16 protein-coding genes and 1 tRNA gene are annotated in these 25,471 nt (G+C 39.2%); 10 read left to right on the top strand and 7 right to left on the bottom strand.

Translation table 11 applies throughout. The features are described 5' to 3' along the window. The first annotated feature begins 106 nt into the window (after positions 1-106). From IQ247_RS10335 to IQ247_RS10345, 3 genes are all read left to right on the top strand, one after another. Positions 107-568 (top strand): tRNA (cytidine(34)-2'-O)-methyltransferase, encoded by a 462-nt coding sequence (locus IQ247_RS10335; RefSeq protein WP_193919582.1) that lies wholly within the window; start codon positions 107-109, stop codon positions 566-568. Positions 569-1,387: 819 nt separating this feature from the next. Beyond that, positions 1,388-3,412: a peptidoglycan DD-metalloendopeptidase family protein gene (locus IQ247_RS10340; RefSeq protein WP_228059635.1), complete on the top strand. Its 2,025-nt coding sequence runs from the start codon at positions 1,388-1,390 to the stop codon at positions 3,410-3,412. Between the two features lie 248 nt (positions 3,413-3,660). Then, positions 3,661-3,734: transfer RNA gene (locus tag IQ247_RS10345), tRNA-Met, on the top strand. A 93-nt stretch (positions 3,735-3,827) separates the two neighbouring features. Here IQ247_RS10345 and tnpA read toward each other — a convergent pair. Next, a complete protein-coding gene (gene tnpA / locus IQ247_RS10350) occupies positions 3,828-4,235 on the bottom strand; it encodes an IS200/IS605 family transposase (RefSeq protein ID WP_193919586.1) in 408 nt (135 codons plus the stop codon). Positions 4,236-4,259: 24 nt separating this feature from the next. Between tnpA and IQ247_RS10355 the strand changes: the two genes are divergently transcribed. Further along, entirely contained in the window at positions 4,260-5,567 is a 1,308-nt protein-coding gene (locus IQ247_RS10355; RefSeq protein ID WP_193919588.1) for an RNA-guided endonuclease InsQ/TnpB family protein, read from the top strand. A gap of 353 nt (positions 5,568-5,920) precedes the next feature. Here the strand turns inward: IQ247_RS10355 and IQ247_RS10360 are convergent, their stop codons facing one another. Further along, positions 5,921-8,068, bottom strand: a complete 2,148-nt coding sequence (locus IQ247_RS10360; protein ID WP_193919590.1) for an amylo-alpha-1,6-glucosidase — start codon at positions 8,066-8,068, stop codon at positions 5,921-5,923. Positions 8,069-8,206: 138 nt separating this feature from the next. Here IQ247_RS10360 and IQ247_RS10365 point away from each other — a divergent pair, with 138 nt between their 5' ends. Together IQ247_RS10365 and IQ247_RS10370 are read left to right on the top strand one after the other, a co-directional pair. Continuing rightward, positions 8,207-8,818, top strand: a complete 612-nt coding sequence (locus IQ247_RS10365) for a peroxiredoxin (protein ID WP_193919592.1) — start codon at positions 8,207-8,209, stop codon at positions 8,816-8,818. Positions 8,819-9,021: 203 nt separating this feature from the next. Next, positions 9,022-9,564 (top strand): peroxiredoxin family protein, encoded by a 543-nt coding sequence (locus IQ247_RS10370; protein WP_193919594.1) that lies wholly within the window; start codon positions 9,022-9,024, stop codon positions 9,562-9,564. 323 nt (positions 9,565-9,887) lie between these two features. On the opposite strand, the gene IQ247_RS10375 is transcribed toward IQ247_RS10370, so the two are convergent. The 4 genes from IQ247_RS10375 to IQ247_RS10390 form a co-directional block, all read right to left on the bottom strand. Beyond that, complete coding sequence (locus IQ247_RS10375) at positions 9,888-10,883, bottom strand: DnaJ C-terminal domain-containing protein (protein ID WP_193919602.1); 996 nt, start codon at positions 10,881-10,883, stop codon at positions 9,888-9,890. 396 nt (positions 10,884-11,279) lie between these two features. Next, positions 11,280-12,569 (bottom strand): glucose-1-phosphate adenylyltransferase, encoded by a 1,290-nt coding sequence (locus IQ247_RS10380; RefSeq protein ID WP_193919604.1) that lies wholly within the window; start codon positions 12,567-12,569, stop codon positions 11,280-11,282. A gap of 197 nt (positions 12,570-12,766) precedes the next feature. Next, the gene (locus IQ247_RS10385; protein WP_193919606.1) at positions 12,767-13,042 is read right to left on the bottom strand and encodes a hypothetical protein; all 276 of its coding nucleotides are present in this window, start codon (positions 13,040-13,042) and stop codon (positions 12,767-12,769) included. Positions 13,043-13,205: 163 nt separating this feature from the next. Further along, a complete protein-coding gene (locus IQ247_RS10390; RefSeq protein WP_193919609.1) occupies positions 13,206-14,948 on the bottom strand; it encodes a S8 family peptidase in 1,743 nt (580 codons plus the stop codon). A gap of 1,489 nt (positions 14,949-16,437) precedes the next feature. On the opposite strand from IQ247_RS10390, the gene IQ247_RS10395 reads away from it, so the two are divergent. Beyond that, positions 16,438-19,308: an EAL domain-containing protein gene (locus IQ247_RS10395; protein WP_228059636.1), complete on the top strand. Its 2,871-nt coding sequence runs from the start codon at positions 16,438-16,440 to the stop codon at positions 19,306-19,308. A gap of 52 nt (positions 19,309-19,360) precedes the next feature. Here IQ247_RS10395 and IQ247_RS10400 read toward each other — a convergent pair whose 3' ends face one another. Beyond that, positions 19,361-19,669, bottom strand: coding sequence for a hypothetical protein (locus tag IQ247_RS10400; RefSeq protein ID WP_193919611.1), 309 nt, complete (start codon positions 19,667-19,669; stop codon positions 19,361-19,363). 265 nt (positions 19,670-19,934) lie between these two features. On the opposite strand from IQ247_RS10400, the gene IQ247_RS10405 reads away from it, so the two are divergent. From IQ247_RS10405 to IQ247_RS10415, 3 genes are all read left to right on the top strand, one after another. Next, positions 19,935-21,143, top strand: coding sequence for an RNA-guided endonuclease InsQ/TnpB family protein (locus tag IQ247_RS10405; protein ID WP_193919613.1), 1,209 nt, complete (start codon positions 19,935-19,937; stop codon positions 21,141-21,143). A 756-nt stretch (positions 21,144-21,899) separates the two neighbouring features. Continuing rightward, positions 21,900-22,232, top strand: a complete 333-nt coding sequence (locus IQ247_RS10410) for a Mo-dependent nitrogenase C-terminal domain-containing protein (protein ID WP_193919615.1) — start codon at positions 21,900-21,902, stop codon at positions 22,230-22,232. A gap of 328 nt (positions 22,233-22,560) precedes the next feature. Beyond that, on the top strand, positions 22,561-25,422 hold the full coding sequence (locus tag IQ247_RS10415; protein ID WP_193919617.1) for a cation-translocating P-type ATPase: 2,862 nt from the start codon (positions 22,561-22,563) through the stop codon (positions 25,420-25,422). The last annotated feature ends 49 nt before the right edge of the window (positions 25,423-25,471 follow it).

Raw genomic sequence — 25,471 nt, forward strand, 5'->3', positions numbered from 1 at the left:
TTGTCTTGAGAGAGTGATTAATAAAAACTATATGTGTCTTCTATCGTAAGATGGTCTTGAAAAAACAAACACATTGTGCTTTAAAATATTTTTTGCTCAATTGCCAATGCCACAAATAGTTTTAGTTCATCCGCAAATCCCTCCAAATACAGGTAATATTGCTCGGACTTGTGCGGCTACAGGCACCGAATTGCACTTAGTTGGTCCTTTAGGATTTGAAATCAGCGATCGTTATTTAAAGCGAGCAGGCTTGGATTATTGGCCTTATGTAAAGCTACACCATCACGAATCTCTAGAAGCATTCAAAGCCTTGTATCAGCAGCGGGGAGGAAGGCTGCTAGGATTCAGTGTTAGGGGTAGTTTAAATTACGTTAATTTTGAGTATCAAGCAAATGACTGGCTGCTATTTGGTAGTGAAACCACCGGCTTACCTAGCGATGTGTTATCGGATTGTGATGCGACTCTTTATATTCCGATGAAAGAACAAAATGTCCGGAGTTTAAATCTATCTGTAAGCGTTGCTGTGAGCTTATTTGAAGCCCGACGTAGATTAGGATACTTAGAGTAATTTTTGCTTACGAATTTAGCTAAATATTGATTGGGGTATTTTACTTGAGTATTTATGCTTTGCAATCTAAAAAAATTGATTTTATTGAGTTTTTCTCCGACTAAATACTTAATTATTATTTTAAAAAATGTTTTAAATAGCACTTGATTCGTGATGAGATTTGTGATAGTTGGTTGAAAATACTTACGTATCAAGGCATTGAAAGATAAGAAATTTGTATATAAAATTTGAAGTTTTGCCCAAATTGAATTATAGATTTTTGTTAATTGGAATTATCCCGATAATTTGATTTAGTGCGGGTAAAGTTTGTCATAACAAGCAATTGAGCTTCTATTCTCCTGCTTGAGATTGTTTTTGCAGCGTAAATGTACTTGCGAATAAATACGGTTGTACTTTATGGAAAAATCAACGTAAAGTCTCGGTTGGGAAGATGGAATAAAATGCGATCCCTGGTTGATTTCTTCAGCAAGAGATATGCTTATTCCAGAAAATTTGACATTGGACTGGGACAAGAATTCAAATATGATGTTTTCTTGAAGCAGACGTAAATGTTAAATATAACCGTATCGAGGAAAACCAAATTTTGGGTGTGGGCAGTAGAACAGACAAGTAAGCACAAAAATTTTAATTTTACTAGTACAGTGTTAACTTGTCTAAAACAGAGAACCGGGTTAATCTTGCGTAAGTATCTCTGGTAAATGTGATCTCGATCTATTATTCTGAGTGATCTAGATCATTGACTACTGGATTAAAAATCGAGATCGGTTAAGCGCTAGTGATCATAGGAGGTCGTCTTTGAAACGAGCATTGAAGAAGAAAATGAAAACTGTGTTAGAAAGTACCATTAACAGTAGTGATGCTTCCATGGATCACAGTAGCGTAGTTACTCCACAAGTAAAAAATCGGATGCCAAAAGCCGCAATGATCGGCTTGGCAATCTCGATGGGAGCAACCAGTCTTTTCGTGACTCGACAAAGCGACCAAGCCCTAGCAGCAGAACCTGTAGGCAATCAAAATACTGCTTCTACAATTCCTGCTGCATCTGATGAAGTGAAGTTTGCTCCCACACACAAGCAGTCGTTTAATGCTATCTCTAACGAGATTGGGGCTAAAATCCCTGCCGTAGTGGAACCAACAGCAATTTCACCTGTAAAGGGGCTTGGAGCTAAATGGGAAGTTGCTTCTAGTCTGAAGTCTGCTCGGTTTGCGACACAAACACCCAGCTTAAGTTTAACTGCGGCTAAGAATAATACAAATTATTCCGCACCGCAAGTGGTCGAAGCACAGGTTTTTCCTGAAGCAAGTACCACCACAGTGGGCAGTGTTTCTAATAACAGTTTTACAAACTCTACACAAAGCTTGGATGCTAGTGGAGCTGTAACAACCTCGAAAACTGAGCTTGAAGCTCAGCAAAAGTTCGCCCTTGAGCGTTTAAAACAAAAATCGAACCGCTTAAAAGCAAGTTTAAATCAACTGCGTTCGACTCCTGTTGAGGATGTCAAGGAAGTTGCACTGACTACTCAGTCGGCAATTCAAGTTGAAGAAACATCAACTGTCAACGCCGATCTAAGTGCTAGCCAAAACAAACTTGTATCAAGATTAAAACCGCAAACGGTTCCAGAGCAAGCACAACCGGCAGTTACAGTACCAACACCAGTTGTACCAACTGTAACAGCACCAAAAGTCATTGCTGCCGCACATCTGGTTAAGTCTGGAGATACCCTAGCTAAAATTGCTGACAATTACGGGACTTCAGTTTCTCAACTGGCTAAGACAAATCATTTGTCTGATCCCAACCAACTACAAATCGATCAACAGCTAATTGTTCCTGTTGCTCAAACTCCTAACCTTCGGATAGCAACTAACTCAGGAAACATAACTTCTTCAACACAAGAAGTTTCAGTCCAAGTTGATAGTTCCGATGAAAATGTAAGTTCTTTTGGTGTAGGTGGTGACACTCCCATCCCAACAGTATTTACAGAAATGCAACTGGCTGATAAACGTAATGTTTTAGCCAACAACGTTTCCAGAAATGACCGTCTTCGCAGCTTAAAAGAAGAAATCGAAAGATTACGGGAAAAATACCGCACCCAAGAATCTGGTGTAGTTATACCACAGATCGATCAAAATACAAATTCCGTATCTGTTCCCGTTAACAGACCTCAATCAGCTTCTATACCTATTCCGATTACAACACCTACAACTGGCAAAGCTGCGGTACCAATTCGCGTTGCTAGACCAAATACAGCATCAGTTCCGATTTCCGTTCCGACACCGAACCAAGACATTAACCCCAATTTTTCCCGCGACAGGGGTATTAGAGTAGCGACACCTCCCGCAAGCTTCAATGATCGTTCTCAATCTTCCTCCGTCGTACAAACAACAGTATCTCCACAGCTACCCCCATTAGCAGCAGTTGATAGATACTTGCCCAAACCTATTGACGAATCAATAGCACCTGAAACAGGTTATATATGGCCCGCTAAAGGTGTCTTCACTTCTGGCTACGGTCCTCGTTGGGGAAGAATGCACAGAGGTATTGATATCGCTGCTCCCACAGGTACTCCCATTCATGCAGCTGCTGCTGGTGTAGTTGCATCTGCTGGTTGGAACCGGGGTGGTTATGGTAATTTAGTTGATATCCGTCATGCTGATGGCACCTTGACTCGCTATGCTCATAATAGCAAAATCTTGGTAAGCAAAGGTCAGCAGGTAGAACAGGGTCAGAAAATTTCCTTAATGGGTAGCACTGGCTTCAGTACTGGTCCTCACCTGCATTTTGAAATCCGTAAAGGTGGCACACAAGCAGTTAACCCTGTAGCTTTCCTTCCACCTCGCAAATAATTTCTATTTTCTATTTCTGTAGCATCTAGATAATTGTCTTGGAAGATTGAGGGAGTATGTCTCCCTCTTTTGCTTTTTCTGGGGATTAGGTAATAGGTAATAGGTAATCGGTAATCGGTAATCGGTAATAGGTCAAAGACCGTCTTGCAATAAACAAAACTACTTAGGAAGAAATTAGTTTATTCAGATGCTAGCCAAGATTTTAGTTTTATGATATATATAGTATCTAGTGAAAGTAAATCTATCTTGGCTCAGTAGCTCAGTTGGTTAGAGTAGGGGACTCATAAGCCCTTGGTCGTGCGTTCGAGTCGCACCTGAGCCATCCATCTAGACCTCCGAGGTACTCCCGCCACAGCGCAGCTTGGCGGTGAGGGAGATAGGAGGGCTAATTGAGTGGGGTTCAACACCCCCGAAATTAGCAGATTGGAGAATGCTGGTTCTCAACATATTTTTTAAGTTGTTCAATGGTTACACCTCCAGAAGATGCGACGAAATAAGCGCCACTCCAAAACACGGGTTTGAAATATACACTCTTCAACTGCTCCGCAAAATCCTTACGGATTAATCGACTAGATACAGTTTTGAGATTGTTAACTAACTTGCTCACTTCAACATCCGGTGGATAGTTAATCAGCAAATGTACATGGTCTTGTTCGCCGTTAAACTCGCGCAATTGACTTCGCCACTTAGTGCAGGTTGATTCAAATATTTCTTGCAGCCTAACTAGCATTGCCTTGTTGATTACCTTTTTGCGGTACTTGGTTACAAGCACTAAATGAATATTGAGGTCGTAAACGTTTCGGTAGCCTTTATTTAAAGTCATGGCGGTAAGTGATATAATATCTATATGCTACTTACCTACCAGTACAAACTCAATCCCACAAATGACCAGGCGGCAACTATGGCGCTCTGGGGTGAGTTGTTACGTCGGCATTGGAACTATGCACTAGGGCAAAGGCTGGACTGGTTACGTCGTACCCGCCAATCAATCGACCGTTGCAGTATAGTAAGTGAGCCAATTGGGGAGATTCCAGAAAAAGTAGATTATTGCACTCAAGCATCGGGGTTACGCCAAACAAAAGAACTGTTTTCGGAATATAAAAACATCTATGCTGATTGCCAACAGCAAAATCTAATGCGGTTGGATAAAGCGTGGAAAAAGTGGCGCAACGTTTACGGGGGAAGCTTCCCCCGCAAAGCTTGCTTGTTTATACCAGACTCGAAAGGCAAGAGAGGAGGTAAGCCACGCTTTAAGAAACAAGGTGATATTTGCTCATTTACCTTCCCCAGAGTCAACTGTCCTAAAGCTGGAGCGCATTTAAACGGCAACGTCCTCAAGCTCTCCAAGATTGGCGAGATTGAAGTAATACTGCACCGTCCAATTCCTGATGGGTTTGTAATTAAGCAATGCACCTTAGTCAAGAAAGCTGATGGCTGGTATGCAAGCTTCGCTTTGGAAGATGGCACTGTTCCAAATCCCTTGCCGATTGATGAAATAAAGTCTGCTACTGGCATAGATGTAGGTTTAGAAAAGTTTTTAACAACGGCGGACGGTAAAAGTATTGAAATCCCGCAGCATTACCGCAAAGGGCAAGCTGCTTTAGGTCGCGCACAAAGGCAACTTGCCCGCAAGGAAAAAGGGTCGAATAACTATAAAAAGCAGGCAAATATTGTGGCGCGGCATCACCTTCATGTTGCTCGTCAGCGCAAAGAATTTCACTATGCTCTCAGTCATTGGCTGACTAAAACTTATGACTTGATTGGTTTTGAGAACTTGACAATCATTGGCTTGGCAAGAACCCGACTTGCTAAATCGATTTTGGACGCTGGGTGGCGAAGCTTCCTGACTATCTTGCAAGCAGTTGCGGTAAAACGCGGCAAGCATACAGTTGGAATTGACCCACGCGGCACGAGTATTGAGTGTTCCAGTTGCGGGGAAAGGGTAGAGAAACAACTGAGCGATAGAGTTCATAATTGTAGCTGTGGGCTAGTAATCGATAGGGACTGGAACTCTGGAATTAACATCTTAAATCGAGTAATTAGGACGGTTGGACTACCGTTTTCTGGCTGCGGAGGCTTAGGGGATACCCAGCCCGTGAAACAGCAAGTCTCATTTGTAAATCTGAGAAGCCCCCGTCAGAGCGTACTCGCTTGACGGTGGGAGTTGTCACTATTCAAGCATTAAAAGCCCGTTCACCAACTAAATTTTTAATGTTTGTTAGCTTATGGTGACCGCTAGGTCATAGCCCCCGGTTTTATCCGTGGATTAGACATAGGCGAAGCCCCTAAATTTTATTTATGGGGCATTAATTACGTAGCTTGCGTGGCGCGAATGCACCATATTACGTAGCGAAGCGTCACCCGGAGGGTGATATTACGAATTATACTCACCAAGGGCTTTTGTTTTGATTCGGTCTTTTTGGGTATTTGATTGCCGTTATGAACCAAAGTATGAAGGCGGTCAAAGCTCGTTTTGTTGTGTAGGAGTATGGCAAAGGTTGACTAATTCTAACTTTTAACCTCATCTTTATAATGCCGAATCACTTCAGCAACTGACCAAGCTTGAGCAACTGCTCCCTTGGGAGCGTGCGGTTGATCGCCGTCAAAAATTTCCGAAATAGAACCAATACAACCATCTAGCAAAAAATGATGCATTAGAGGTTCCCAATCAAAGGGTAATGGTTCATTTTTATGAAAACGCTGCCAAGCACGAATAAAAGGACCAATCAGCCAACTCCAAACAGTTCCTTGATGATAAGCGCGATCGCGAGTTGCTGAATCACCTGTATATTTACCTGTATATTCTGGGTCTGAAGGCTCAAGAGAACGAAGACCGTAGGGAGTCAGTAAGGTTTTTGAAGCTCGTTCTAGCACTTGATATCCTTGTTGAGCAGAAAAACCACAATGGCTCAGTGAAAGCGCTAAAACTGCATTTGGTCTAATTTGAGAATTGCGACGGTCATCTGGTTCAATAGTGTCGTATAAATAAGCAGCTTTGGGATTCCAGAATTTTTGCAGCGACTTTTTTACCTGCTGTGCTTGCTGAGTATATCTTTGCGCTTGCTTAGCTAAAACTACTCCCTCTCGATCATTTGCTTGTTCGCTTAAAACTTCTGCCCATCGCGAAGCCCAACACAAAGCAGAATACCACAAAGCATTTATTTCCACTGGCTTACCACGACGAGGAGTAACTGGTACACCTTCAACCACCGCATCCATCCAAGTCAGAGCCACACCACTAGCATCCCAACTTAATAAACCATCAGTAGAATCAACATTAATTTTGTAGTTAGTTCCACCTACAAATGCTTTATAAATATTACGTATAATCGGATATTGTTCCGCTAAAAATTGCCAATCTTGGGTAGCTTCCAAGTAAATTCCCAAAGTTTCAATCCACCACAATGTTGCGTCTATACTGTTGTAAAAAGGTTCTCCCCCAACATCGGGAAAAGCATTAGGAATCAACCCTTGACGACAGTAATGTCCGAAAGTTCGCAAAAGCCCTTTAGCTATTTCAAAACGTCCCGTTACTATCGTTAAACCCGGTAAAGCAATCAAAGTATCCCGTCCCCAGTCATTAAACCAATGGTATCCAGCAATCGCAGTTGGACCGGCAATCGAAGCTCGATAAACGATGAATTGGTCGCTTGCCCGTAATAGTTTTTCCCAGATCACAGATTTTGAAGGAAGAAGAGAAGAGGAGGACGAATTTTCTACCTTGTCTTGTTGTCTACGGACACTTTCTTCAACCCAGGAAACCCCCCCACGCAAGTTTTCTCCCCTTGTCTCCTTGTCCTTGATTTCCCATCCAAAAATTTGCGATAACCTTTTTTGCTCTACTAGGACTTCTCGATTAAAAGTTTCCCAGTCCAGAGCAACATTTGATTCATCTGGAACACCTAGCTTAGCCTCCACTGTTACCGTATCTCCCGGTTCAAGAAAAATACTTAAGTAACCCGGACTGTAAAGGTCTTCTTTGTCTGCTAATCCTCGTCGTGTTTCTTCTGGTAAGCCATAATTCCAGTACCACATACCGCTCGATTCATAACTACCTTTACTCCATCGTAAATGCCAAGGTATACCTAATTCTCCGCCATTATTTGCTTGCAAACAAAGTTGTTCCTTTTCACCCAATTGCCAAAACTCTAATTGAGAACTATATTTTTGCTGATGATGAAAATCGCGATCGCCAATTAGTAACCGCAGCTTCAAAACCGCAGCATCTTTACCTTCATAGCAATATTTAATCAATACACGATGGGAAAATGCCTTTTGATCGGGTACTTTTAAAGAATCAGCTTCTACCTCGGCTTCTAAGCCGTAAGGCATGAGTATTTCTCTGCTCAATTGCCAGTGTTGTTCACCCCAAATCCATTGGGGAATTGGGTTAATCTCAAAAGAGCGTAGCAACTTGTAGCCTTGTGGCTCTATTTCACCACTAGCCCAAAAATTATTCCCTAATGCCATCACTCCATCAGCTAGTTCCAAGCTGGCTTCTAGATGCGACATTAGCAAAGTACGCCCAGAAGGTGGGTTGGTTGCAGCAAATAACCAACCGTGATAACTGCGAGTGCGAACATCGCAAACTGTACCACTTGCGAAACTTCCCAAGCCATTAGTCAACAACCATTCTCGAATATCTAAATCTCCCATTGCCTACTCAAAATCGTTATGAGTATGATATTATTTGTAACAGTTCGTAATTAAATAATCAAAGCGTGGATCGGTGAATTTAATCAAAAACCACCATTACCACGCTTCAAAAGTATAGCTTCAAGGAGAATTAGTATAATGCCCCTTACTTATGCAACAGAAGGATGCCTACGTGTAGGTCAACCGGCTCCAGATTTTACAGCTACAGCCGTAGTAGAACAAGAATTTAAAACAGTAAAACTATCCGACTATCGTGGTAAGTATACCGTTTTATTTTTCTATCCTCTAGACTTTACCTTTGTTTGTCCCACAGAAATAACGGCATTTAGCGACAGTTACGACAAGTTTAAGAATCTTAACACAGAGATACTCGGTGTTTCAGTTGATAGCGAATTTTCCCATCTAGCATGGATTCAAACAGACCGTAAGGCTGGTGGAGTCGGCGACCTGAATTATCCATTAGTATCGGATATCAAAAAAGAAATTAGCGCTGCTTACAACGTCCTAGACCCAGAAGCAGGAGTTGCTTTGCGCGGTTTATTTATTATAGATAAAGATGGTGTAATTCAGCACGCTACCATTAACAACTTGTCTTTTGGTCGCAGTGTAGAAGAAACATTGCGGACATTGCAAGCAATTCAATATGTCCAATCTCACCCCGATGAAGTTTGTCCTGCGGGTTGGCAACCTGGAGATCAAACCATGAACCCCGATCCAGTCAAATCCAAAGTATATTTTTCAGCGGTTTAAGTCCCATTGTTTAATTAAAGTGTGTTTAATGGTAACTTGATTGCAATTAATCACACTTTAATTAATTAGTGGTATCAATGAATAATTCAACTAAAAAATGTACACAGACTAATGGGGATATAAATACAAGGCTTTAATCCACGTCTATCTGTGTTTTTTCTTGTGATTTTTTTTGAGAGTATACATATTAAATAGGTATTAAAATGTTAACTTCAACTGATTTTAGTGGTTTATTTAACGAACGTTTTTTACAAAACTTTTTGCCAATTCCGGCTACAAATAGTTTGCAATTGGGACAGTTAACACCTCAATTTCAACTACCGGATATAACTAGTGGTAGCTTGATTAAATTATCCGATTATAGAGACAAGCAACCCGTAATATTGGCATTAACTAGAATTTTTACTGAAAAGCAATATTGCCCCTTTTGTTTTCCTCATATCAAAGCTTTGAATGAAAATTACGAGCAATTTAAGCATCGTGGTGTAGAAGTTTTAATGATTAGTAGCACAGACGAACGTCAAAGTCAAATCGTTGTCAAAGATTTGAATTTAAAAATGCCGTTGCTCAGCGACCCTAGTTGTCAAGTATTTCGCAATTATGAAGTTGGACAAGCATTAGGTGCGCCTTTGCCTGCACAATTTATTTTAGATAAACAAGGAAAACTAATTTATAAGCATTTATTTTCCTTTTTAGACCATAATGCTAGCATCGAAACATTGCTTTCTTATATTGAAAAAATTTGATAAGAATAGTATTGTGTTTATAATTAAGGAAACTGTAAAACTTGGATTTTTCGTGGGGTTAGAAGTCGGGTTTTTATAACCATTGTCTGTAATCACAAATATTTATCCTAAAAGCCCGACTTCTGTGCTAGTTGTCGAATTGACCTTAATTCATAATTCATAATTATTGTGACTCATTTAGAAGTCGGGTTTTTATAACCATTGTCTGTAGTCACAGAGATTTATCCTAAAAGCCCGACTTCTGTGCTAATTGTCGAATTGACCTTAATTTATAATTCATAATTCATAAAACATAATTACAATTATTACAATTATTACAATTATTACAATTTAACTTGGTGTAAATTACTGCGGGGATTGAAAGTACGGATATCTCGGATTTTTTCATAATATTCCCGTTCTTCCTGGCTGATATCTTTAGGTGTCGCGATCGCAATCTTGACTAATTGGTCAGTGCGATCGCCTTTTGGGTTGCGCCAGCCTTTATTACGTAAGCGTAACGATTGACCAGCACGCACTCCAGGTGGAAGTTTAACATCAACCATACCGTCAGGAGTTGGGACTTGAATTGTTGCTCCTAATACAGCTTCATCAGGAGTAATTAATACTTCACATAGCAAATTATCGCCATCAAATTTGAAAAATGGATGAGTTCCAAGTTCAACTACTAAATATAAATCGCCACGTCTTTGATTGAGAGAGCTAAGGGGACCTTTACCTTTGACTCGTAAGCGACTACCAGGTTTTGCACCAGCAGGTATGCGAACATCAATAGTTTCACCACCCAAGTTAAACCGCTTTTGTACACCATTAAAAGCTTCTGAGTAAGTTAAAGTAATCGTGGCTTCGCTATCTTGAGCCGTAGCACTACCCGTATCTTGGAAACCACCAAAGTCATTAAATCCACCAAAACCACCCGTACCACCAGGAGAAGTCCGGTAGGAATAACTTTGTCTTCCTCCAGGGTTTCCACCAGCAAAACGTCCTAATAATTCATTAATAAAATCATCAAAACTACCATATTGACCAAAATCAAAGCCATTCATATCAACACCAGCAGCACCACCAGGAAAGCCCTGTCCGGCTTGTTTCCAATATTGACCAAACTGGTCATACTTTTGACGCTTGTCAGGGTCTGATAATACTTCGTATGCTTCGTTTACTTGCTTAAAACGCTCCTCAGCATCCTTATTACCTTGGTTCACGTCGGGATGATATTTGCGGGCTAATTTACGAAAAGCTTTTTTAATGTCTTCTTGAGTAGCGCTTTTATTTACTCCTAAAATCTGATAATAATCTTTAAAGTCGGTTGCAGCCATGTACTAGCCTCCTGTGTGATATTTCCTGAATATTTTTTAATGTATTTATCGAGCCAATACAACGCAAAAACTATAATTGCGGACATTCGGACTCTGACTTTAAATTAACAAATATTAAATAATTGCCAAGTGCGGTTCTTGCTATTCAAGAGCAGGGAAATTTCCGTACTCAAAGAGAGTAGGGAGTCGCGGGAGGATAAGTAGTTTTGATTTCCAAAATTTGCAATGATCTATTTTCTGGAGTTACCTATTCTTCCTGTTTAATGTTAAATAACAAGACTTACGCACTCGTGACAAAAATTAGGTATTTAAGACAGAGGAGCATTGCTTATCTTTCAAATAAATAAATTAAAAGATGCGTAAGTCCTGATTATCTAAATGATTGGTGATTATTGATTAAATCACTGTTCCGTCGGCAATCACGGCATTTTTAAGTACCACTATAATACCGCTACGGATATAAAAGCCTTGACTTTCACGGTCGGCTTCTTGAACATTATCTTTGTTGATAATTTGTACATCACAGCCGATGTGAGCATTTTTGTCAATAATCGCACGGCGAACAGTGGTGTTTGCTCCGATACCTAAACTAGCAGGACCTTCGCTACAGTCTGACTGACGTTCAGCATAAGGCTCGTAAAAATCCGACCCCATAATCAACGTATCTTCGATATTGCATCCAGATTCAATACGCGATCGCACTCCCAAAACCGAATTGACAATTCGGCAATCTTTGAGTATGCAACCTTCTCCAATCATTGATTGTGCTATCTGGCAATTTAATAGCTTAGAGGGGGGTAAATAGCGAGAACGAGTGTAAATCGGGGCTTCTTCATCGTAGAAACTAAAAGGAGGTCGTGGTTGCTGAGTTAATGCTAGGTTGGAATTGAAAAATGCTTCAATGGTTCCAATGTCTTCCCAATAATCATCGAACAAGAAAGCTTGAACGTTGTAACCATCTAGTGCAGCAGGAAGAATTTCCTTACCGAAATCAGTTTGGTCTTTTGATTGTTTTAACAATTTGAGTAAAACATTTCTTTTGAAGACATAAATTCCCATTGAGGCAATGTATGGCTTTTCTTTGGCTTGTTCTTCATCCAAACCAAGTACAGTTGTATCAACAGCCATTTTCTTTAAAGCTTCACCCTTGGGTTTTTCACTAAAATCAATGATTCTGCCAGTATCATCAATTTTCATCAAACCAAAGTCAGAAGCACGACGTTCTTCGATCGGAATCACTGATAAAGTGACATCAGCTCCAGTTTCCCGATGACGTTCGACAAACTCACGGTAATCCATCCGATAGAGGTGATCGCCCGATAGAATCAGATATTCCTCTACATCCCATTCTTCAAACAGCCAGAGATACTGACGCACCGCATCGGCTGTACCTTGAAACCAATTTGAATTATCTAAAGTTTGCTGTGCTGCGAGGACTTCTACAAAACCTTCAGTAAAACCAGCAAAGCTGTAAGTGCGAGCCAAGTGACGGTTTAGGGAAGCGGAATTGAACTGCGTCAACACATAAATTTTAAATATTTCTGAATTTATACAGTTACTGACCGGAATATCTATCAAACGGTACTTTCCAGCTAATGGTACTGCTGGTTTAGCACGGAACTTTGTCAACGGATAAAGACGGGTACCCGCACCACCACCAAGAATAATACCTAAAACTTTTTTCATTTATATTTCTCCAGACTGCCTATCTGCTCTCACTAATCAGTTTAGGACTGTGTGTGGCAGCTCGCACAGGGGGAATTAAAGATTAAGGTAAGTTAATAAAAACACGATATTTACTATATTGGTAGTTAAGAATAAAATTTTCAGGTATCAATTGATGTTGATACTCAAATTTCTCGACCAACTACATCCTTATTATCCTAACCCGCACTAACCAAACGCAATTCCTGAGAAAGCCTCAGATACTGCACCCAAGGCTGTTCCGAAAGTTCAGAAACTGCATTTAGCGATAATGTTGCCGTATACACATCTTTTCCGGGCGCGATACCATTGACACCAAAACTTTCTAAGACAGCAGTTGCCCTAGAGTCCAGAACTGGTTGAGTATGAATAAAAACTACCAAACAATATTCTGATGGATCTTTAATTTTTTTCAGTGCCAATATCAAAGCGGTATCTAGCTTAGTAAAGTTCATAAACTGTTTAAATCAAGAAGGGGCAAGTAATAATAATCTTAGTTGCCCCTTCTTCAGCCTATCAAGTATAAACTTAATTCCAATCCATCCTTGAGTAGAGTTAGGAGTTAAGAGTTAGTTTCTCCTCATGCCCAATACCCAATACCTACAGTTGAACTTAAATTTACAGGTTTTCGGTATTAATTAAGCCAAATCCCCACTTATTATCAAATGTTCCTTTTTCTTTCCCAGGGATAGAAGAATTTTTCCGTAGCAATTCTTTGATTGCTTCAGGGTCGAGTTTGGGGTTACGCTGCAATAGTAATGCGACTAAGCCAGTCACGAAGGGTGTTGCCATACTGGTACCCGCTAATGCCACAAACTTAGAATTAATAATCATTGACCGATCTAAATTGGCATCGCTAGAAAGGGCTGAAATAATCATTGCTCCTGGTGCAGCAATATCTGGTTTGCGATCGCCATTTCTTAAGGGACCTTCACTGCTAAATTCTGAAATTGTATCTGGCTCTAAACCCATTTTTCGTTCTTTGCCATCAATATCTGTATATTCAGCTTTAGAAGTATAAGAAGCAACTGTAATCGTACTGCTGGCGCATCCGGGAGAACCAATTTTTACTGAATCAGCAATACTTTTACCTGTAAAAAACACTGAATTTGTATCATCTAAAGTCCAAACGTCTACGCGAGTTTCTTTTGAAGCCGGATTGCGTAACCGTAATTGCCACACTCCACCAGGTACAGGCTGATTAAATTGTCCTTGACCAGTACCGCGAATTTGCACGAAGAAATTATAATCGCCGTTGATTGGGTCTTTACCCGGTGTGACTATTTCTACTCGTGCATCCGACAGGTTGTATTCTTTTGCCGGATTATCGTCAGTAATTACTGGTTGGAAAGGAGTAACAAAACCATTAGGACTCCGCACTGAAACTTCTAGTTCGGAATCTCTGGAGTACCACCCGTTTAACCACACTATACCTACTTGATTTAGCGGTGCAGAAAAACGCATGGTACTCGTTTTGCCTTGACAAACATTGGTTTGACCGTGAATATTGTCGTTACCTTCGTTACCCGCAGCAGTGCAAACAATCCTTCCCGGACCAGTTTCGGCGTTGATAATTTTAGAGAGAGAATCGCTACCATCATGACCGTCTGCGTGTCCACCCAAGCTCAAATTTACTACAGCCGGAAGTCCCATGTCGCTAGCAACCCGGAATACATACCGAACAGCATCGGCGATATGAGCATCCTGTAAATCGGTTTTTACAATCACAAATTCCGCTTGTGGTGCAACACCGCAAAATTTCGCATCAGAACCACCTGCAATACCCGCAACGTGAGTACCGTGTCCGTCAGTATCCAGAGACATGGCAAGTTGTTCGCCAGTCAGTTCGGCACCGTAGGTACCTTCTGCAACTCCTTTTCCCGATAATGTTTGGTCCCAAATACGTAAAATACGTCCGTCGAAGGCAGGATGTTCCGAATCAATACCGCTGTCTATTATTCCGATGACTACACCTTTACCGCTAAGTTGGGAGTTTTTTTGCTGAAATTTGGGTAATGTCACTTTTTCTGGTGCAACATCCATCCGCCGATACAATCTTCGCGATGGTTTGATACGCTCAACTGCTGGTTCTTCGGATAAACGGTCTAAACTTTCCATAGGCAAGAATGCGGTTCTCACTCGACCTCTATTTTGATTGATTTGAATGCCATATTGTGATAAGTGGCTTAAGTCAGCTTGTTCGTCACAGTAAATAAAAACTACAGTCCGAATTGGTTTTAAGGCACTTCTCGGCGAAATTATACCCAGGGAGCGTGTGTGAATTGTTAATGATTCGTCTCCTTCTCTGTGATAGTCTTCGTAAGCTAGCAATATTCCCGGAGAAAGTTTTTCGTGTCTCATATTAACCTCTACTTAACTTTAAGTGCTGCAAGATTTTACCAGGATAAGTCGTTTAAAATACAATGGCTACAAGTATTTTTTTGACCTTTAATTGCTTAATGAGAACATAGTTATATTTTTCTGCAATCAAATTATTTATTTTGCAACTATATCTCGATCCTTGATAAGAATCTATGCCCAGAAATACAGTGCTTTGTTTGTCAATTACAGATAATCGAAATAAAATTAAAAAAATAGCGCCATACATTTGATGCGCGTTAATATAGGTTTGTTTAATTCTTGGCGATAGACAAATGTAGGAATACTACGTCTGTTACAAAGCTGGGGCAATGTAATGTGTAAAAAATTTTTATTATTCAAAGTGATAGTTGCATTATTTGAGTAGTGCCGTATTATTTTGGGTTTGCTGGAAGTGAGCAAACAGCAGAATTGAAACTCAAGCGTACTAAATATTACTGGCTATTTCCAAGAGCTATAATCATGTCTTCAAACTTTATCCTCATTAATACTCTAAAAGTCTTACCTCAAGAGAATTTCTAAAGACAGAAAATTATTTATTTCAAATCATCTAATTCCGTATTTTCTCTGTATTCACTAGTATAAGTGATTTGTTATACTTTTTATTGATGATTGTAATTAAGTTATTTGAGGCTGATTTTAAATTTAGCAAAAGCGCACTCTTTAGGGAGAAGTTTATCTGGTTAAAATGTTAAATTATGCTTAATTTTTTGAAAATAAATTAGTGTAACTACTCATTACCCGCATTTCTCACAAACAAGAAGGAAGTTGGAAGTAGTAGTGATTAGTGAGTAGTGAGTAGTGGGAAAATCAATCCGCCATTCAACGCTTACCACTTACTTGTGAGAAATCCATGATTAAACCTAGACAATTAATTTGTAACCTATCAAGTAGCACTCTATTAAAATCAGTTTTGCGGGAAATTTAGTGAAGATTAGGTATCTTATTTAAGTTATTAGAAAATGTCCAGTTGAGAGTGATTTGAATTGATGGTAGAGTAATTTTTTTCAAAAAAGCTAAATATTGATTAAGATGGAATCTCGTTAATTGTTATGAAAAATCAAATTGAATAACCAAAGGTTTGCGAATATAGTTAAACAAAAGAGTTCAGGTAGATTGAGGATGATATTTTTTATCATTTCTCTTTCTTTTTTGCGGAGTTAAAATCATATCCATAATTGTCTTTACGATATTTTTTTATCTCTAAACAAATTTAATACAATCTTAGCAATGGAAACTACAAATACTTCATAATATGGCATAAGCTGGCATATAAGTCCGAGATATTTTGATTCTATAAAATTTCAGGAGTTGACAGTAAAACACAATTAAATTTAATTGACTAAAAGTTTTATTTGATTGTTCCTATAAGTATAAATATCAAGTATTTTCTGCCATTACTAAAGTCCCATAATTCTACTAATGGTTAGTTTACTTTCCTGCTTGGGAGCTAGAGAAGGTGTGTTCGTGTATGACCAAATATAAATTGCAAACACTACTCAAGCAACAAACGGTAAATCGACATATTTGCTGTCGAATTTACCCAAAAGAATTACAGCTTTGCAAAGATAGATTTTACGGAATTTCTGATATTTGTGAAGAGATATTGTTGAAAATAGATAATTCGGAAAGATGGACATTTTTAAATTCAATTTGGAGTGAATTGACTGGATTCACGGTACCCGAAAGTATTGGTAATAGTTTTCTAGATGATGTTCATCCCGGCGAGTATCAAGGCAATTTAAAATTATTTCAAATTGTGAAAGCACAACAAATAGAAGAAAGTGCATACAAAACTCGTTATAGAACTAAGAGCGACGATGTTTGTATTGTAAAAATTCATAATAAACTTTTAATTGATAATCAAAGTCAGATGATTGGCACTTTTGGTAAGCTCAAATTAGTTGATTTTGAAAACCAGTCAGAATCTCATAAAAAAGAGCAGCATCAAGTCGATAATCAATATCATGGAGAAGTTATTTTAGGGACTCATCGAAAGTTCCTCGAAGCACTTGTTAATCTAGAAACTGCTTTACAGACTTTTGATGGCAGCGATGAATCTTATAAGGAAATTTTGTCCATTTTAGGATTAACTTATCAACCTAGTCGAGTTTACATATTTGAAAATCATCGCTCTAAAAATGGTGATTTATTAATTCATCAGAAAGCTGAATGGTGTAACACAACGATTGCATCTAAACTCGAGCAAAAAAATTCCCAAAATAAACCAATTGCAGAAATTCTTCCTCATTGGGAAAAGATATTAGCACGGGGTAATGCTGTTTGGGGTACCTTGGGGGAATGTGGTTTTGAAGAACAAAAGTTTCTCGAAGCAAGAGGAGTAGTTTCTATCTTACTTTTACCTATGATCATTAAAGGCGAATTTATTGGTTTTATAGGGTTGGATGATTGTCTAGTAAATAGAGTTTGGCAATCAACAGAAATTGCTTTTTTACAAGCTACAGTAGGTGCTATTTGTCTAGCTCATCAAAATTTCTTAACTAAAAAAGACCTGTTTAAAACTATTAAAGAGTCTCAAATTCTCAACTTACAATTAGAAGATAAAATTAATCTGTGTACCGCTGAGCTACAAAAAGAACAGAGGAAACGCCAGGGTATAGAAAAGAAATTAGAAGAATCGGTGTCTTTACAAAAAGCCACTTTAGAAACTACTGCTGATGGTATTTTACTTGTAGACAGTCAAGGGTTTATTGCTGGTTACAATCATCAGCTTTTAGAGATGTGGGATATTCCTCAATCGCTGATCAAATCAGGTAATTATGCACAGGTATTAGAATTTGCTACCAGTCATCTAAAAGACCCTCAAGAATATATAATTTCTGTAAATCAGCTACTGGGTTATCCCGGTGCTGAAATTGATGATTTAATTGAATTGAAGGATGGTAGAGTATTTGAACGTTATTCTCAACCGCAGTATATTGGTGGTAAAATTGTCGGTAGAGTATGGAGTTTTCGAGATATCAGCGAACGTTTTCAAGCAGAAGCGACAATTAATCATCAAGCTACCCATGACCTTTTAACCAATTTACCCAATCGAATGCAGTTTAATCTAAGACTGCTGGAATCTTTAATTAAAGCTAATCAAAGTAATAGTAAATTAGCTGTATGTTTTTTGGATTTAGATCGATTCAAAACTATTAACGAAACATTAGGTCATGGGATTGGTGATAAGTTGTTAAAAAGTGTTGCTCATCGTTTAAATAAATGTTTACGTTCCCGTGATATAGTTGCTCGCTGGGGAGGTGATGAGTTCACTTTATTACTATCTGACATCAATGGTGTGCGGGATGCTGCTAGTCTTGCAGAAGAAGTTTTAACCGCTTTGAAACCAGGATTTTTGATCGATAATCATCTTTTACATATCAGCGCTAGCATTGGAATTGCTGTTTATCCCAATCATGGAAAAGATGGAGAAACTTTAATTAAAAATGCCGACGCTGCATTAAATAGAGCCAAATTACAAGGAAGAAACCACTATCAAATTTATAACTCGGCTATTAATTCTCAAGCTTCAGAATTACTGAGTTTAGAAAATAGTTTACATTACGCTTTAGAGAGAAATGAATTGAGGTTGTATTACCAACCTCAAGTTGATATTACTACAGGAGAAATTTGTAAGTTTGAAGCTTTATTACGTTGGGAACATCCTAAATATGGATTAATTTCTCCGAGTAAATTTATTCCCATTGCTGAAGAAACTGGATTAATTATACCTATTAGCGAATGGGTTTTAAGAACTGCTTGCGTTCAAAATAAAATTTGGCAAAATCTTTTGGGATTATCATCTGTGGGAGTTGCTGTTAACTTATCTGCAAGACAATTTCAGCAATTGAATTTAGTTAACACAGTCCGACGTATATTAACAGAAACAAAACTATCTCCTCAATATTTAGAGTTGGAAATTACTGAAAGCGCTGCAATGCAAAATGTTGAATTTAGTAAAGAAATTTTAACTCAGTTGCATGATATGGGTGTTTCCATCTCGATAGATGATTTTGGAACCGGATATTGCTCGTTTAATTATCTCAAACAGTTCCCCATCCACTGTTTAAAAATTGATCGCTCTTTTGTGCGAGATTTAACTAACGATACTAATGATGCCGCTATTATTACAGCAATGATTGCTTTAGCACATGGGCTGAATCTTTCTGTTGTTGCTGAAGGTGTAGAAACTGAGGAACAACGCAATTTGTTAAGAATTTTGGAATGTGAATTAATTCAGGGAAATCTTTTTAGCCCTGCTGTTTGCGCTCAACAAGCTACAGAATTATTATTAAAATCTCATTCCCGATTAATTAATACTTCTGTTTTAGTTGCTTAAAAGTAAATAGTGAGGAGTTAGTACCACCGGAGTACCCCTGAAGACGGTGTACTCAAAAAAATGGTACATTTACCTCTTTAAGCCTTTGGGCTTCTTCGGGTAAACTTAGGTTGTTGATAAATTTCCATTCAACATCAGGAATTGCGATCGTCATTCCCGTATAAGTGGTTTGAATTTCCTCAACTAAATAGTAATTGGAAATATCCGCATCAATTTTTTCGTGTCCATGAACGCTACGCAATGCTGCTTTAATTACAGACAAAATATTGTAGGCAACTAATGCCATACAAAAGCTGAATAGAGCGGCTCTGGGATAACCTAAAGTCTTAATTTCACATTTATCGTTACCTTGTAAACTCATAATCTCATGTTTGACCAACTCGTTTGTTGTTTATTTTTCGCCCTTTGACGATTACTATTGATATAAATCTTTGTAGAATAAGGATTTTAGCTTTTTATCAAATCGCTGTAATACCCCTGCCTCAACGCTTCGTAGGCAGGGGATGTAAAGCGGTCAAAAACGAAACACCTTCTGACCAAAATTGAGCGTAAGCGAAATTAGGGAAGAAGGTAGTTGAGTTTTTGACAATCATGATATATTATTTATGTACCAATACTAGACATAAATGATTGTATTTGAGGCAAAACTTGAAGGACTTGACGAGCAGTATCGATTGCTTGATGAAGCAATTAGAACTGCGCGTTTTGTTCGTAATAGTTGCCTGAGATACTGGATGGATAATAAGGGCATTGGACGCTATGACCTAAATAAATTTTGCGCTGTACTTGCAAATAATATTGAGTTTCCTTGGGTATCCAAGCTCAATTCAATGGCAAGACAAGCTAGTGCTGAAAGAGCGTGGTCTGCAATCGCTCGATTTTTTGACAACTGTAAAAAAGGTAGACCAGGGAAAAAAGGATTTCCAAAGTTTAAGAAAGAACTTACCCACGGTTCTGTTGAGTACAAAACCTGTGGATGGAAACTTTCTGATGACCGCAGGTACATCACCTTTAGTGACGGATTTAAAGCAGGAACCTTCAAACTTTGGGGAACCCGTGACCTGCATTTCTACCAACTTAAACAGTTCAAAAGAGTGCGGGTTGTGCGGCGTGCCGATGGGTACTATGCCCAATTTTGCATTGACCATGAACGAGTAGAAAGGCGAGAACCTTCCGGTAAAACTATTGGTATTGATGTTGGACTGAACCACTTCTACACCGATAGTAACGGGGAAACAATCGCTAATCCTAGACACCTGCGTAAAAGCGAGAAGTCTTTGAAACGGTTGCAACGTCGTTTCTCTAAGACCAAAAAAGGTTCTAAAAACAGAGTTAAGTTTAGAAATAAACTTGCTCGTAAACACCTCAAAGTAAGTCGCCAGCGTAAAGACTTTGCTGTTAAGACAGCAAGGTGCGTGGTGAGGTCTAACGACCTCGTGGCGTATGAAGATTTGATGGTGCGGAATATGGTCAAGAATCATCGCTTGGCTAAGTCTATTAGTGACGTTTCGTGGTCGCTGTTTCGTGAATGGGTTGAGTATTTTGGCAAAGTGTTTGGTGTGGTAACAGTTGCAGTTCCACCTCATTACACTTCGCAGAATTGCTCTAACTGTGGCGAGGTTGTCAAGAAGACTCTTAGTACCAGAACTCATATATGTCCTCACTGTGGGCATACCCAAGATCGTGACTGGAACGCGGCGCGGAACATATTAGAAAAAGCATTAAGTACGGCGGGTCACGTCGGAACTAACGCCTCTGGAGACATCGACCTCTGCTTGGGTGGGGAAACTCCTTCAAGTAAGTCGGGTCGTGGAAAGAGGAAACCCAAGGAGTGATTCTTGGAATCCCCACCCTCTACGAAGTAGGGTGGGGAGGATGTCAATAGTTCATTTTTTAGTACACCGTCTTCAGGGATACTCCGGTGGTACTAACTCTTCACTCCTCACTCCTCACTCCTCACTCCCAACTCCTAACTCTTCACCAAGTAAATTTTTAAGCTTTGAAGCCCCCGGATTTATCCGTGGATTAGACATAGACGAAGCCCCTAAATTTTATTTATGGGGCATTAATTACGAATTACGAATTACGAATTACGAATTATACTCACTCCTAACTCCGGTGGTACTCACTCCTCACTCCCATTCTTGGGCGCAAAAACAAGAAGATAAATTTATAATTATTAAAAAATTATTAATAAGATTAATTTTTGTAAAAATCATGGCATTTAGCAAAATAGGTAATAGACTAAAATCGTAGTAGAAAAGCAGATTTATTGGAGTGTAATCTAGCTTTAGCAACAGCGAAAACCCGACTTATTTTAGAAAAATTCTGTCTAAAGGTACTACTGCCTGAAACATAGCCAGCGTAAATTAAAGAGATGAAATTAATTTTGATTTTGTGCTAAAAATAAGTTAAAAATCGGGAACTTTATTTTAGCTTTGTGTTTCTGTAGTAAACAAAACAGTTTATCAGGAGATTGCGAAGTTAAATAATTAATATCAAAAGCATTATCAAATAGAATAAATCTAAATGCTTTTGTGCTATTTTGGTCGGATTACTAGGAACAATCTGAGGGGAAACTAACAATAGTTATGTTAGAAGTAATTAATAATTTTACACTATTCAATAATCAATCTAAAAGTCAAAAGCAAACGAACAAGCCCGATTTTGATTTTTTACAGCCTTTACGTAAATGGCTAGATTCTCTAGAAATTCAAAATCGTAAATTAGCACATTTTATCGCTAAATTAATTCCAGCGGACTGTCCGTTTGAACGAGACATTGTATTGCTAGGACGCAAACTTGTTCATATCCCGCCTTTATGTAAAATAAATCCGCTTTACGAGCAGTTTGTCGGTTTGCGTTTTCGCGCTTTATGTTATTTAGTAGACCAGTGTGGTGAGGATATCCAATCCTACTGTTAAAATTTCATTTAATTTCATTTAATTTAATTTAATTTAATAATTGAGCGTCAAGCTTTTCAGAAGTAGTATTTAGATTTTTTTGAAGTTATGACGCTCGATATATTTAGATTTTGATGAGAAAGAATTATAAATGTAGAAATCCTGGGACAAAACGAAAAAGATTTGTCAGAGCGAGTTAAAGCGTGTATATCAATAAAAATTGTTCTTTGATCAAGGTTTAAATACCTATATATAATAAAAGGCTGGAATCTAAATTGAATGGTTATTTTCTCAATGGTTTAGTTATGATTGTTTCTTGTAACCATTTCCTTTAACTATCACGTACAAGATGTCTGCTCATTCTCTGATCGAACATGAAGCCGTTTGGCATAGTTTAGAAGTCGATGAAGCAATAAAACTGCTTTCTGTAAATACGGACACTGGCTTAACTTCTGAAGATGTAGAGTCTCGGCTGCAAAAATATGGTACTAACGAATTAGAAGAATCCGGCGGGCGCGGAAACTGGGAAATTCTACTCGATCAGTTCAAGAACATTATGTTATTGATGCTGATTGCTGTGGCTATTGTTTCGGGGGTTTTGGATTTACTGGCTTTGCAAGCAGGGGATTTAAAACCGGGTGAAGTTCCTTTTAAAGATACGATCGCAATTATGGCGATTGTAATTCTGAATGGTATCTTGGGCTATCTCCAAGAAAGCCGCGCTGAAAAAGCTTTAGCGGCGCTGAAAAAGCTTTCTTCTCCTAATGTGCGGGTGATTCGTAACGGTAGATTAGTGAATGTGGAAGCTAAGAACGTAGTACCGGGAGATATCATGCTGCTTGAAGCTGGTGTGCAGGTAGCAGCAGACGGACGTTTGATAGAGCAATCTAATTTACAAATACGAGAATCGGCTCTGACGGGAGAAGCGGAAGCTGTAAATAAACAGGTACAAATTAAGCTACCTGAAGAAACAAGTTTGGGTGACAGAATTAATTTAGTTTTCCAAGGTACGGAAGTTGTCCAAGGACGTGCCAAGGTTTTGGTTACTCATACCGGCATGAAAACTGAGTTAGGTAAAATTGCTCAGATGTTGCAATCGGTAGAAACAGAAGACACACCATTGCAGCAGCGGATGACTCAACTTGGTAACGTTTTGGTTGGAGGTTCTTTAGCCTTAGTTGCGGTGGTAATTGGCATCGGTTTGTTGCGGGGCGGCAATTTACAAGAGTTATTGGAAGTTTCTTTAAGTATGGCTGTAGCTGTAGTTCCCGAAGGTTTACCGGCGGTAATTACGGTAACTTTGGCTTTGGGAACTCAGCGCATGGTACGTCGCAATGCTTTGATTCGCAAGCTACCAGCGGTAGAAACTTTGGGTTCGGTAACTACTATCTGCTCTGATAAAACTGGCACCTTGACTCAGAACAAAATGGTAGTGCAGTCAGTTTACACCAGCCAGCATTTATTAAAGGTGACGGGGGAAGGTTACGCTCCCAATGGTGATTTTGAGCTAAATGGTAAAAGAGTTGAGATTGAAGATTATGCGGAAATTCCACCTTTATTGATTCCTTGCGCTGTTTGTAATGATGCAGTTTTGCAGCAGGAAAAAGATGATTGGATAATTCTCGGCGACCCTACGGAAGGAGCCTTAGTAACATTAGCTGCAAAGGCGGGAATCGAACAAGACCAGTGGAATAGTAAATTACCCCGTGTTGGGGAGTTTCCTTTTTCTTCTGAACGCAAGCGGATGAGCGTGATTTGTCGTGTAGAACAGGTAGATACTGGTTCAACTGTTGGTGATGTTGACCCTGCAATCAGTAATTTACTGACATCAGATGAAAAGTATTTGATGTTTACCAAGGGTTCCCCAGAATTGATTTTACAACGCTGTACCCAAATTTATACAGGAAATAGTGCGGTTGAATTGACTCAAGAACAGCGAGACAAAGTTTTAGCCCAAAACGACCGCATGGCTGGTGAAGGTTTACGGGTATTAGGTTTTGCTTACAAACCCTTGCAGGAAGAACCACCGGAAAATTCAGAGGAGCAGTACGAACAACAGTTGGTGTGGTTAGGATTAGTCGGAATGCTCGACGCACCACGTCCGGAAGTTAGAGCAGCTGTGAAGGAATCTCGCGAAGCGGGAATTCGTCCGGTAATGATTACTGGAGACCATCAATTAACAGCAAGAGCGATCGCCATTGATTTGGGTATTGCCAATGCTGACGATAAAGTACTCACTGGTCAAGAATTGCAGCGGATGACCGATGCTGAGTTAGAGAAAAATGTTGTAAATGTGAGTATCTACGCTCGAGTTTCTCCCGAACACAAATTACGCATTGTCCAAGCATTACAGCGTCGCAATCAATTTGTTGCCATGACTGGGGATGGTGTTAACGATGCACCTGCTCTCAAGCAAGCTGATATCGGCATTGCCATGGGAATTACGGGTACAGATGTCAGCAAGGAAGCTAGCGATATGGTGCTGTTAGATGACAACTTTGCGACAATTGTTGCTGCTACTAAAGAAGGTCGGGTAGTTTACACTAATATTCGCCGCTTTATTAAATATATTCTTGGTAGTAACATCGGCGAAGTGATTACCATCGCGGCTTCACCGATTCTGTTACCGATGGGTGGTGTACCTTTAACACCATTACAAATTCTGTGGATGAATTTAGTTACAGATGGTTTACCAGCTTTAGCGTTGGCTGTAGAACCTCCCGAACCCGACGTAATGAAGCGTCCACCATTTAGCCCCCGTGAAAGTATTTTTGCTAGGGGTTTAGGTTACTACATGGTTCGTATCGGAATTGTTTTTGCAATCATTAGTATTGTTCTGATGCAATGGGCTTATTACCATACTCATGGAGTAACTGGTAGTGCTAATGGACTCAATCCTGAACGTTGGAAAACCATGGTATTTACTACCTTGTGTATCGCTCAAATGGGTCATGCGATCGCGATTCGTTCCAACAATCAACTAACTATACAAGTAAATCCCTTTTCCAATCCCTATCTATTAGCTGCTGTTGGTTTAACTACAATTTTGCAACTAATGTTAATATATGTTCCACCTCTGAGAGCTTTCTTCGGTACTTATATTATCAGTTTGCCGGAATTGGGAATTTGTTTGGGCTTTAGTTTTTTAATGTTTGTTTGGGTTGAGTTGGAAAAAATATTCTTTAAGGTGATTGGGAAGAAAAACGTTTAACAGGTTAAAGGTTAAAGGTCAAAGGTTAAAAATTACTGATAACTGATAA

The sequence above is a fragment of the Plectonema cf. radiosum LEGE 06105 genome (assembly GCF_015207665.1).
GTDB lineage: Bacteria > Cyanobacteriota > Cyanobacteriia > Cyanobacteriales > Nostocaceae > Rivularia > Rivularia radiosa_A.